9 protein-coding genes are annotated in these 12,185 nt (G+C 63.0%); 5 read left to right on the forward strand and 4 right to left on the reverse strand.

Features of this window, described 5'->3' with window-relative positions:
- Position 1 precedes the first annotated feature (1 nt).
- Positions 2 to 3,094 (reverse strand): efflux RND transporter permease subunit, encoded by a 3,093-nt coding sequence (locus tag BMX36_RS00755; RefSeq protein ID WP_093063314.1) that lies wholly within the window; start codon positions 3,092 to 3,094, stop codon positions 2 to 4.
- A complete protein-coding gene (locus tag BMX36_RS00760; protein ID WP_093063315.1) occupies positions 3,091 to 4,206 on the reverse strand; it encodes an efflux RND transporter periplasmic adaptor subunit in 1,116 nt (371 codons plus the stop codon). The genes BMX36_RS00755 and BMX36_RS00760 overlap by 4 nt, the downstream gene beginning before the upstream one ends.
- Positions 4,207 to 4,491: 285 nt before the next feature.
- Between BMX36_RS00760 and BMX36_RS00765 the strand changes: the two genes are divergently transcribed.
- Complete coding sequence (locus BMX36_RS00765; protein ID WP_093063316.1) at positions 4,492 to 6,003, forward strand: arylsulfatase; 1,512 nt, start codon at positions 4,492 to 4,494, stop codon at positions 6,001 to 6,003.
- An 84-nt stretch (positions 6,004 to 6,087) separates the two neighbouring features.
- Here BMX36_RS00765 and BMX36_RS00770 read toward each other — a convergent pair whose 3' ends face one another.
- Complete coding sequence (locus tag BMX36_RS00770) at positions 6,088 to 6,603, reverse strand: Rap1a/Tai family immunity protein (protein ID WP_093063317.1); 516 nt, start codon at positions 6,601 to 6,603, stop codon at positions 6,088 to 6,090.
- A gap of 432 nt (positions 6,604 to 7,035) precedes the next feature.
- Here BMX36_RS00770 and BMX36_RS00775 point away from each other — a divergent pair, with 432 nt between their 5' ends.
- The 3 genes from BMX36_RS00775 (at position 7,036) to BMX36_RS00785 (ending at position 9,823) form a co-directional block, all read left to right on the forward strand.
- Positions 7,036 to 7,764: a sensor histidine kinase gene (locus BMX36_RS00775; RefSeq protein WP_177178972.1), complete on the forward strand. Its 729-nt coding sequence runs from the start codon at positions 7,036 to 7,038 to the stop codon at positions 7,762 to 7,764.
- Between the two features lie 54 nt (positions 7,765 to 7,818).
- The gene (locus BMX36_RS00780; RefSeq protein ID WP_093063319.1) at positions 7,819 to 8,067 is read left to right on the forward strand and encodes a sensor histidine kinase; all 249 of its coding nucleotides are present in this window, start codon (positions 7,819 to 7,821) and stop codon (positions 8,065 to 8,067) included.
- Positions 8,068 to 8,356: 289 nt separating this feature from the next.
- Complete coding sequence (locus tag BMX36_RS00785) at positions 8,357 to 9,823, forward strand: arylsulfatase (RefSeq protein ID WP_093063320.1); 1,467 nt, start codon at positions 8,357 to 8,359, stop codon at positions 9,821 to 9,823.
- 95 nt (positions 9,824 to 9,918) lie between these two features.
- Here the strand turns inward: BMX36_RS00785 and BMX36_RS00790 are convergent, their stop codons facing one another.
- On the reverse strand, positions 9,919 to 10,563 hold the full coding sequence (locus tag BMX36_RS00790) for a response regulator (RefSeq protein WP_066775438.1): 645 nt from the start codon (positions 10,561 to 10,563) through the stop codon (positions 9,919 to 9,921).
- A gap of 667 nt (positions 10,564 to 11,230) precedes the next feature.
- On the opposite strand from BMX36_RS00790, the gene BMX36_RS00795 reads away from it, so the two are divergent.
- Positions 11,231 to 12,178 carry a SphA family protein gene (locus BMX36_RS00795; RefSeq protein ID WP_093063321.1) on the forward strand — a complete coding sequence of 316 codons (948 nt, stop codon included), beginning with the start codon at positions 11,231 to 11,233 and terminating at the stop codon, positions 12,176 to 12,178.
- The last annotated feature ends 7 nt before the right edge of the window (positions 12,179 to 12,185 follow it).

Raw genomic sequence — 12,185 nt, forward strand, 5'->3', positions numbered from 1 at the left:
ACTATTCCGCGGGCATCTCCGCCGCGAGCCGGCGCGCGATGATGTGCGGTGACGCGGCGCGCCGGGCGAGCAGCCGGTAGAGCACGGGAATCAGGAACAGGGTGATGGCGGTCGCGATCGTCACCCCGGCGACGATCACCACGCCAATCGCCCCGCGCGCACCGGCGCCGGCCCCATGACTGAGCGCAAGCGGCACCGCGCCGAACACGGTGGCGATCGAGGTCATGAGGATTGGGCGCAAGCGGCGAATGGCAGCGTCACGCGTGGCGGCAACGAACTCCTGCCCCTCGTCGCGTAGCTGATTGGCATATTCGACGATCAGAATGCCGTTCTTGGCGGCGAGGCCGACCAGCATGACGATGCCGATCTGGCTGAACAGGTTGAGCGTGATGCCGGCGAGCCACAGGCCGATGATGCCACCCCCGGCGGCGAGCGGAACGGTGGCGATGATCACCGCGGGATGGACGAAGCTTTCGAACTGCGCGGCGAGCAGCAGATAGATGATCACCACGGTGATGCCGAAGACGACCCAGATGGCGTTGCCGGTCTGCTTGAGCGACTGGCTTTCGCCGCGATAGCCGATTGCCTGCACCTCGGGTGACTTGCGTGCCTCCTCCTCCAGAAAGGCCAGCGCCTTGCCCAGTGAGTAGCCGGGCGCGAGCCCGCCCTGCAGCGTGATCGCGCGCATCTTGTTGAACCGGCCAAGCTCACGCGCGGACGCCGCCTCGCGCACATGAACGAGGTTCGACAGGGGCACCAACTCGCCCGAGCGCGCGCGGACATAGACGCTGTCGAGGCGGGCTTCCTTGTCGCGATCCTCCGCGCCGGCCTGCACCATCACGCGGTATTCCTCGCCGCGGTCGACATAGGTGGAGACGCGGCGCGAGCCCATGACGGTCTGCAGCGCCTGGCTTACGTCATCAACCGAGACGCCGAGGTCGCCAGCGCGATTGGCATCCACGTCGATCAGCAACTGGGGCTTCGATTCGACGTAATCGGCATCGAGATTGACCAGCCCCGGATTGTCGCGCGCGGCGGCAAGGATCCGGTCCCGGGCGCGGGCGAGATCGTCATAGGTCGCTCCCGCAATGACGAAGCCGACCGGCTGGCCACGTCCGCGACCGAGCGAGGAGCGCACATTGGCGTTGCCGCGCACGCCAGGCACTTCCTGCAACGCGGCATTCACGACCCGCGCGACGTCCTTCGACTCTTCTGCGCGCTCTTCCCAGGGCTTGAGGAAGACGCTCATGCTGGACGCGTTGAAATCCTCCGCCATGCCATAAGCGAGCGGCAGGCGCGTGTTGAAGCCGCGGATCGGCCCATCCTCCGTCATGAGCGGCGCAACCTTGGCCTCGACCTGAGCGGCGTAACGGTCGAGCTCGGCAAAGCTGGTGCCTTCCGGCGCATTGAGGCGCACTTCAAGCACGCCCGTGTCCTCCGGCGGGACCAGCTCGCCATCGATCTGAACGAACAGGAAGCCGCAGCCCAGGAGAAAGAGCGCGACACCGCCCAGAACGATGCGCGGCCGGGCAAGCGCATGATCGAGCAGCCGGCCATAGCCGTGTTCCAGCCGTCCGAACTGGTGGTCCACCCAGCGCGCCAGCCGCCCACCCTCCTCACGACGAAGGAGTTTCGACGACAGCATCGGCACGAGGCTGAGCGCGAGCACGCCCGACAGGGCAATCGCGGCGATCATCGCGACCGCCAGTTCGCGAAACAGCAGGCCGGTCTGACCGGCGATGAACATCACGGGGACGAACACCGCACAGACCACCGCCGTGGTCGCCACTACCGCAAACCCAACCTCGCGCGTGCCGCGATAGGCGGCGACCAGCGGGGTTTCGCCTTTGATGATGCGGTGATGGATGTTTTCCAGCACCACGATGGCGTCATCGACGACCAGGCCGATCGCCAGCACCAAGGCCAGCAGGGTGAGCAGGTTGATCGAATAGCCGAACACCCACAGGACCGCGAAGGTGCCAAGCAGGCAGATCGGCACGGTGATCGTGGGAATGATAGTCGCCCGTCCGCTACCCAGAAACAGATAGATCACGATCACAACCAGGATCACCGCCTCGCCAAGCGTGCGCCATACCTCATGGATGGCGCGATCGATGAACAGCGAATTGTCCGAGCCCAAAGTCATGGTGATGCCGGCAGGCAGATCCGGCTCGATCTGCTTCATCAGCGCCTTTACGCCATTGGCGACTTCCAGCGTGTTGGCGCCTGACTGACGCACGATGCCCAGGCCAAGCGCGGTCTGCTGACGAAAGCGGAAGGCGGTGTATGGATTTTCCGGGCCACGCTCGACCCGTGCGATGTCGCCGAGCCGCACGAGATAGCCGTCGCCGCCCCGGCCGATGACCAGGCTGCGGAAGGATTCGGGGCTGGCGAAGGCGCGATCAACACGCAGCGAGACGTTCTGCGTCGAGGATTCGATGCGGCCGGCCGGCAGCTCGACATTCTGCCGCCGCAGCGCATCCTCCACATCGCGCGGTGTCAGCCGGTATGCGGCAAGCTTTCCGAGATCGAGCCACACCCGCATTGACGGGCGCGCCTGGCCAACGAACTGCACCTGCGCCACGCCGTCGATGGTGGAAAAGCGGTCGAGCAGGAACCGCTCCACATAGTCCGACAGCGCTACCTTATCCCAGGACGCGCCCTGCACAACGATGTACATGATGGGCTGGGCGTCGGCGTCCACCTTGCGGACTTCGGGGGGCAACACCTCCTCCGGCAGATCGGCGAGCGCGCCGGACACCCGATCCCGAACATCATTCGCCGCCGCGTCCACATCGCGGCTGGGGCGAAACTCGATTGTGATGTCCGAACGCCCGTCGGTGGACCGTGAGGTGATCGTCTCGATCCCCTCGACGCCGGCCAACCGCCCCTCCAGCGGCTGTGTGACGCGGCTTTCGACCACCGCGGCGGCTGCGCCGACATAGCTGGTCTGTACCGAGACGACCGGGGGATCGGTCTCCGGGAATTCACGGACGGAGAGGTTGAGAAAAGCGACCACGCCGACGATCATGATCAGGATCGCGCCGACCGCCGCCACGACGGGTCGGCGGACGGAAAGGTCGGACAGCATCATCCGTGCTGACCCCGGCCCGCATCTCCGCCCCGCGCCGCCCTGGTGCGCGGAGCCGGACCGCCGTCAACCTTTACCTTGATCCCGTCGCTGACCTTCACCACGCCTTCCGTGATGACACGGGCGCCTGGTGCGATCCCGCGTACTTCGATCACACCGCCGTCGCGCGCGCCGGTGGTCACCTTGGTGCGATGCGCCACGTCCTTGCCGTCGACGACATAGACGTAGCGTTCCGCACCTTCGCCGAGTACCGCCAGCTCCGGAATGGCCGCGGCATCACGCTCGCCGGTGAGCACCCGTACCGTCAGCAGCATGCCTGGCTTCAGCCTGTTGCCGGGATTGGGCAGGATCGCCCTGATACTGGCGGCGCGCGTGTTGGGATCGATCACCGGATCGATTGAACTGACCTGACCGCGGAACGGCACGTCCGGATAGGCGGCGGCATGAGCGACGACCGGCTCCCCGATCCGCATATGGGCAAGCGCGGTCTCGGGCACGGTGAAGTCGAGCTTGATGCGCGAAATGTCGCTGATCGTCGCGATCGGCGTACCGGCGGAAATGATCGTTCCGCGCGATATCGCGCGCTGGGAAGCGTAACCGGAAAATGGCGCCCGGACGATGCGGTCGGTGATCTGGGCTCGGGCGGTATCCGCCTCGGCGCGGGCCTGTTGCGCCAAGGCGCGCTGCTGATCGAGCGTTGCCGGAGTGACGAAGCCGCGCTCGTTGAGCGCGCTCATGCGGCCGAGCTGCGCCCTTGCCTGCTGCTCCGCCGCGACGGCACCAGCAAGGGCGGCACGCTCCTGCGCCTGCGCCAGTGTGGCGATCACCTGCCCGCGCCGCACGAAGCCGCCGTCGGTGAAGCTGACCTGCTCGATCCGCTCGGTGACCGGGGACGACAGCGTAACCTGCTCGTTGGCGCGCGCCGTTCCGACCGCTTCGACCTGATCCGCAAAATGGTGAATGGCGGGCGGCTCGGCACGCACCAGCGGGGCGGCCTTGGCCTTGCCCGACGGTGCCTCGCCGCCGCCGCATGCCGCCAAGGGCGCAAGCATGATGGCGAGCGCCAGCAGTCGCCCTCGCGTGCCTGAAGTGAAATGAAAGTCTCGGCCGGCCATTGTTTTATCCAGCACTATTCGGATGCGGCGACCCTCACCGCCTTGTTCGCAACAGACCACAGCTTCGTGCTGCACCGCAACGGGCAAGCCCGACTAAAAAGCATCGGTCGGGCAGAACCAAGGGTTATGCCCGAGCCAGGGCGAGCGTAGCTTCGGGGCCCATGATCGTCATCCCGCGAAGTCCGGGTTTGTTCGGAGCGAGGATGAGGTGACGGCGCCGTACAATCGGTTCGAGCGAGCGCGCCAATTCTGGCGTGGCGCCAGCCCAGAGCCGGAGACGCTTTCATGAGCAAGCCCAACATTCTCGTGATCTTCAGTGACGACGTCGGACCACAGAACCTGAGCTGCTTCAGCCACGGTCTGTTGGGCTACAAGACCCCGAACCTGGATCGGATCGCCAAGGAAGGCGGGATGTTCACCGATTATTATGCGGAGAACAGCTGCACCGCAGGGCGAGCGGCCTTCATTACCGGGCAAGCACCGGTGCGTACCGGGCTGTCCAAGGTAGGTCTGCCCGGATCGAAGCTGGGGCTATCGGACAAGGATGCCACCCTTGCGGAACTGCTGAAGCCGCATGGCTATAAGTGCGGTCAGTTCGGCAAGAACCATCTTGGCGACCGCAACGAATTCCTGCCGACGGCGCATGGCTTCGATGAGTTCTACGGCAATCTGTATCACCTGAATGCGCACGTTGAGCCTTACAACGAGGATTATCCCAAAGATCCGGCGTTCAAGGAGCGTTATGCACCGCGCGACGTGGTTCACAGCTGGGCCACCGCTGAGGAGCAAGAAGGCGAGGATCCGCGCTTCGGCAAGGCCGGCAAGCAGAAGATCGAGGAAATCGGCCCGCTCGATCTCGATCGCATCCCGATCATCGATGAGGAGTATCTTGAACAAAGCCTGCGCTTCATTCGCGCGCAGCATGAAGCCGGAACGCCGTTCTTCTGCTGGCACAACGCCAGCCGCATGCACTTTCCGACCATGTTGAAGGAGGAATCACGCGGCGTAACCGGGCAGGGCATTTTCGCCGATGGAATGGTGGAGCATGATGGCCATGTGGGGCAGTTGCTCGATCTGCTCGACGAACTCGGCATCGCCGAGGATACGATCGTCGTTTATGCGTCGGACAACGGGCCCATGTTCCTCAACTGGCCCGATGGCGGCACGACCGCTTTTCGCAGCGAGAAGAACACCAATTGGGAGGGCGCCTGGCGTGTGCCGGCGCTGGTCCGCTGGACGGGGACGATCCCGGCCGGCAGCGTGTTCAACGACCTCGTTTCCCACACCGATTGGGTGCCGACGCTGTACGCTGCCGTGACGGGCGACACCGACCTCCAGGCGAAGCTGCGCGACGGCATGGAGGTCGGCGAGAAGAGCTTCAAGATACACCTGGATGGCGTGAACATCCTGCCCTATCTGAAGGGCGAAAGCGAAGCTTCGGGACGCAAATCCTTCTTCTACTTCGGTGACAGCGGCGAGCTTCTAAATGTCCGCTATGGTGACTGGAAGTGTGTGTTTGCCGAACAGCGCGGCAAGCAGTGGATGATCTGGCGCGAACCGTTCACCCCGATGCGCGCGCCCAAGCTCTATAACTTGCGACGAGACCCATTCGAGCGCGGGTTCGAGGAATCGGTTGTGTATGAAACCTGGTTTCAGGAGCGGCAGTTCATTCTCGTGCCGATCTCGGAGTTCGTGGTGAAGATGCTTGCCACGTTCGAAGAGTTCCCGCCGCGCTTCAAGGCGCCGAGCTATTCGCTGTCCAATGCGCTCGAGATGATCGAGACTGCGCAGGGCTGATAAAGGCGAGCGGCGCCGGACAGGCGCAACAGGCCAGCCCCAGTTCCGGCTCCCGAATGAGTCGGCACTGGGGCTGTGCCTTGCCTATCGGACGGGCGTGTCGACGATTGCGGCTATAGAGCGGCGGCGGTCTGGCGACGTGTGATCACGGTGCCGCTCGTCGCCCTGCAGTTTCTGCACGCTGGCAATCAAGGCAGTGGGGGCGCGTTCGCCCTCGCCATCAGCCTCCGGCATGGCACAAGGGAAGTGGATCTCCAGTACGTTCAACAACGTGAGACTCGCGTCGTCGCCTTCTTGCTCCGGATGTTCAGTCGCGAAGTCGAGGAACATGGATTTCAGTTCAGCCACCAACAGCTTCTCAGGCGGGCAAAATGTCGGCTCTGCGTCGCTGGCGATCAATTGACCCATGATCAACCCTTCCACGGCGCCGGACAGAAATCCGGAACATGCGTGATCCACCGCAATCTCCGAATTGTCACACACCACTCTTAATTCAGCGGTGGAGATGCGAGACTCGGTGAGTTGCGCCGCGGCGGGTGCGTGCATGGAGAGGACAACCGGCATCAGGATCGGGGCGATCCAGTGGCGGCAGGTGCCCATCAGCTCTCTCCCTCGTTTGCAAGCAATCGCGTTGGTTAACGTTGAAGATGCAGGTTGCAGCGGATGCTGCCCATAAGGGTAAATCACGATATCGGCTTCGAAGCAGAGCAAAGTGCTAGCCGTCCGGGCTTATCAAAAAGATATGTGGTGAACAACCAAACAGGAAGTTGCTCGCGTCAGGGTTTCACCGGATGCAAATGCGGGCAACTTTACCTATAAGTGCACGTCCAAGTGGGCGTAAGCCATCTCGCCCCTTGGATATGGCAGGGGGTATTAACCATGTTATTTGGGGTACGCTCAGAAATCACGTCCGCGTCCGAGCCGTCAGGCGCCGCCAATGTCCAGAATTTGTCTTCTCGTTATGGATCGGAGGAAAGCGCGCTTGGCAGTGCGGTGCGCGCACTTATCGATGGGTTGCCGGGCCCTATCGCCGTGACCAGCGCTGATTGGCGTATCCTGATCGCCAATCGCGCCTGGATCGATCGCGCCGAGGAAGAGCAGAGATGTGCGCTGCTGTCGATCGGCCACAATTTCAGGTTCTACTGGCTCTGGCTGCAGATGACGGGACTGGCCGGCGCGCAGGACGCCATCGATCAGCTCGACCAGTTTACCGCCGGGGGCGGCTTGCAGGCTCAGGTTCATGGTCGTGAAGACGAACAGCAACGCTTCTGCCTCAGCCGCTTCGACTTTCTGGGTGGCCGCTACACGATCGTGGCGCGCTCCAACGCAGGGGAGATCGAACGATTGCGCCGGCAGAACCGCGCGCTGAACGTCAGCCTGATGAAGGCGGAGACTCGGCTGGTCCAGGTGCATGAGGACGAGCGCGTTCGCCTTGCGCGTGACCTGCACGACACGGCTGCTCAGCATCTTATCGGCATGAACCTGATGCTGGGGAAGATGAAGGTGATGGCGACGGATGTGGTGAGCGCGAAGGCGGTCGCCGATCTGTCGGAACTGCTCGGCCAGTTTCACAAGGATTTGCGGGGACTCACATATCTGCTTCATCCCCCGCAGATCGGAGAGCATGGCCTCCATGGTGCTATTGCGCGATTGTGTGACGGGTTCGCTCAACGGACCGGCCTCAGCATCGACGCGCGCATCTATGGCGAGGATCGGCGGCGAAACTCGCCTGCGGAGGGTGCGGCATATCGCATCGTCTAGGAAGCGCTCAGCAACGTGCATCGCCATGCCCGCGCGTCCAGGGTGCGTGTCCGGGTGAGTGACCGGCCGGATGCGCTCTACGTTTCGGTTCTTGACGACGGACGCGGGCTGGGTTGGCGCGGATCCAACGATGCGGGCTCCGACGTCGTGGTCGGTGTCGGGATCGCAGGCATGATCGGACGTGCCGCGGAACTGGGCGGCATGCTTCGGCTACAGGCGCAAAAGGGCCGCAACGGCACGGCGGTGGTCGCATGCCTGCCGCGCGATGGCGGCGGACGGTCCTTCATCCCGCCGGTCATGTAGGAGCCGATCCTGCTATCCTGATCCGCTTTTCCGGCGCGGGCGGTAGCCCGGCCGAGGTGCGGAAGTGTGCGCCTGGCGGCAAGCAATCCCGACTTGCCAATCCGACGGTAGGTGGGCGGCGCGTGAAGCGCTGGCCGCAGGTTTCCTCTCGCGCGGTGATGGGGGTTCTTCTGATCCGAAGATGGGGTTGGCCCCGATGAAGCGCCGCTGACACCCGCTTTAGAGTGCCGATGGCAGCGGGCGCGCCGGCACAAGCGAAGTTGCCCATCCTTAACGGCTGGAGCTTCAAATGGCCGAGCAGAAGAAGCCGAACATCCTCATCATCTGGGGCGACGATGTCGGCATGTGGAACATCAGTGCCTATCACCGGGGCATGATGGGCGGCTCGACTCCGAACATCGACCGCATCGCCAAAAAGGGCATGATCTTCATGGATCACTATGCCCAGGCGTCGTGCACCGCAGGACGCGCAGCTTTCATCACCGGCCAGTATCCCGTCCGGGTGGGGCTGAGCACCGTTGGCCTCGCCGGCGCGCCGCAGGGCATGCAGAAGGAGGATCCGACCATCGCTGAACTGCTAAAGCCGCATGGTTATGCGACGGGTCAGTTCGGCAAGAACCATCTGGGGGATCGCGACGAGCATCTTCCCACCGCCCATGGTTTCGACGAATTCTTCGGCATCCTCTATCACCTGAACGCAGGCGAATATGCCGAGGAATATGACTATCCCAAGGATCCCGAGGTGGCGAAGCAGTTCGCCTGGCGCGGCGCGATCCATAGCTGGGCTGACGGCAACGGCGGCCAGAAGATCGAAGACAAGGGGCCATTCGGCCGCGAGCGGCAGCGCACCATGGACAATGAATTCATGGTCGAATCCAAGCGCTTCATTCGCGAGGCTGTAGAGGCCGGGAAGCCGTTCTTCGTGTGGCACAACACGACGCGGATGCATTACCGCACGAACTTGCCACCGGAATATGACGGCGTGACCGGCTATGGCATCTATGCCGACGGCATGAAGCAGATGGACGACCATGTCGGCGAACTGCTCGACCTGCTTGAAGAGCTTGGCATCGCCGACAACACGATGGTGATGTTCTCCACTGACAATGGCGCTGCATCCAACAGCTGGCCGGACGGTGGCAACCAGCCGTTCCGCGGCGAAAAGGGTGTCGGCGGCTTCGAGGGTGGCTTTCGCGTGCCCTGCGCCGTCCGCTGGCCAGGGCGGATCCCGGAAGGCGTGAGCACGGGCGAGTTCATGGCGATGGAGGATTGGATGCCGACGATCCTCTCCGCGCTGGGTGAGCCTGATCTGAAAGAGGAACTGCTGAAGGGCAAGAAGGTCGGGGACATGACCTACAAGGTCCATCTCGACGGCTACGACCAGACCGAACTGCTGAGCGGCAAAGGGCCGACCAAGCGCAAGGACTTCTATTACTTCACCGAGTCCACGCTGCACGGCCTACGGTACGGCGATTGGAAGTTCTTGTTCAAAACACAGGATCGCTGGTTCAACGGGATACAGGAAAACCTGAACACGCCGCTCATCACCAATCTGAAGCTCGATCCGTTCGAACGCTTCCATGACGCGCGTGGCTTCGACGAGTGGCAGGAGAACCGTTCCTGGACGCTCGGCCCCGCGAAGATGCAGGTTGCGAAGTTCATGCAGTCGTTGAAGGAATATCCCCCAAGGATCGAGAGCATGAACTTCGATCTGGACGCAATGGTGTCAAAGGCATCGGAAGCGCAGTCGCGATAGACCTTGCGACGCTAAACGACTGGCTCCGCGGGCTGCCCCGCGGAGCCATTTTTCTGAGCCTGCCGTAAATCGCGCCGAGCGACGCAAGGAGCCGCTCAGGCCTCCACGATGTTGTTGCGCACCGCATAGCGGACCAATTCTGCTGTCGTACGGAGCTTCAGCTTGTGCATGACCGCCGCGCGATGCGTCTCCACCGTCTTGACGCTGATGCCAAGCGAATGGGCGATCTCCTTGTTGATCAACCCTTCGGCGATGAGTTGCACGACCTCGCGCTCGCGATGCGTAAGCGTCGCCTGGGTTGCGGGGGATGAGGCAAGGAAGCGCTCCAGCAGCGTTTCGGAAATCACCCCGGAGAAATAAGGCCGGTTGATCGACAGCGCGTCAACGGCGGCAAGCAAATGACGTTCGGTGTCGGACTTCAGCACATAGCCGCGCGCGCCGGCCCGAAGCACTTCCAGCACCAGCTCCTCACGGTCGTGCATCGTGTAGATCAGCACCTCGACGCGCGGCACCTCCCGCTTGATCGCGCGGGTGAGATCAAGGCCATTCAGTTCGGGAAGCGAATAGTCCAGGATCGCGATGTCCGGCCGCGTGCTGATCGCCTCCTGAAGCGCATCCCGCCCGTTCGTGGCTTCCGCGACGATGTGCAGGTTGGGCCGGGTTTCGAGTAGCGTCCGAACGCCGCGGCGAACCACATCATGATCATCGGCGATCAGGACACGGCGTGTGTGACTACTCATTTGTGCCTCGCAACGTCGCTGTTGTGATCACGATAGGCTCCATCCTTAGCAAGGCATCCTTCGGGTACGCGACGTAAATGGCAGGTCCTGGCGCTATCATGCCGGCATTGTTCTTCTTGTCGATAGTGCAATCGCCGGAGCCTGCGTGCCTCTGAACTTGAGAAGTTGGTTAACGTGTTGGAAGAAAACGTTTGGACAGGCTTGCTGTATTTGCCGTTGCTACGTTGAGGGCGCGGCGGAGGTGCTGTCCAAAAACTCCGCCGCGCCCGGCCAAACGGTTCGACGGCAGAGAGGGGGGATCCCTGAAGCCCATCGAGCCGCGGCGTTCGTGAAGCATCCGGTGAGTCACCGGGCACCTCTTCATTCATGCGCTACAAGCCCTTGGTCGCACGCCCGGCCGGCACAGCCTATCGGGATTAGACATGACAGACCGGGTCTGTCGTTCCCCAGTTTGCGGCGACAAATGATGGCAGGGCGCTGCCGGGAAGTGGCGGGTACACCAAGCGGGCGCCGCCGCAGAAAATGTGAGAGGTGCCTGCGGCGCGCCCAACTGGCTTACCCCGTCATTTGACCCCGAAAAGCGCAGGAAAGTCCCGATGCACAGCACGTCCGAGGCGGATCATTCTCCTTCGGCCGCACCGTCCGCGGTGGAGTTCGGGAGCAAGTCATGGCGAATCTGAAATCCCTGAAGCGTCTCGCCATTGCCGGTCTGTGCGCTACCGCGGTGCTGTCGCCGCCTGCGCTGGCCGAGGAGGGGGGTGGCAGCGTGTACGTTCCCGGCACGTTCAACGACTTTGCAGCGGGCGTGATCGGACCTCCCGGCGTCTATCTCCGCAACGACCTCACGATCTACGACGCGAGCATCGATGCGCGGCCTCTTGGCGGACGTGTTGACGCCGGCATCGACGAGGTGCTGGTGCTCAACCTGGTCAAGCTGGCATGGGTGGCCGAAGGCAAATTGCTGGGAGGAACGCCAAATCTGGCGGTGGTGATCCCGATCATTCCCCACGTTGACGCCGACGCGAGGGTCCGCGGGCCCGGATTTGCCCGCTTCGGCTCCGGCGGCACCCGCGGGTCTGGCGACATCTTCATCCTGCCGGCGATCAACTGGGCTTCGGAGCGGCACAATTTTCAGATCGGCATCGGCATCAGCGCGCCGGCAGGCCGCTATTCGGTGGATCGCGCGGTGAACCTAGGCCGCAATTACTGGGCGATCGATCCTCAGGTCACCTATACCTTCCTTGATCCCAAGACGGGGTTTGACCTGTCGGCCACCGCCGGCGTGCTGATCAATGACAGAAACAAGGCCAGCGACTATCGCTCAGGCAGCGCGGTTCATGTCGACGCGACCCTGGCGAAGCACTTCGCATCGGGGGTGGCATTGGGCGTGACCGGCTATTGGTATCAGCAAATTGACGATGACGAGGGATTTCTGCCGCCGTTCCTTCCCGAGGGCTTTCGGGGAAGCGCGGCCGGGATCGGACCGGCAATCTCGGGCACGGTGACGTCGGGCAAGTCGACCTTCAGCGTGACCGGCAAATGGCTGCACGACGTAGAAACCACCAACCGGCTGCGCGGCGACACGATCATGGTGAGCGTGGCCACCAAATTGTAGACGGTGA

The organism is Sphingomonas sp. OV641, from assembly GCF_900109205.1.
In the GTDB taxonomy this organism is placed as follows: Bacteria; Pseudomonadota; Alphaproteobacteria; order Sphingomonadales; family Sphingomonadaceae; genus Sphingomonas.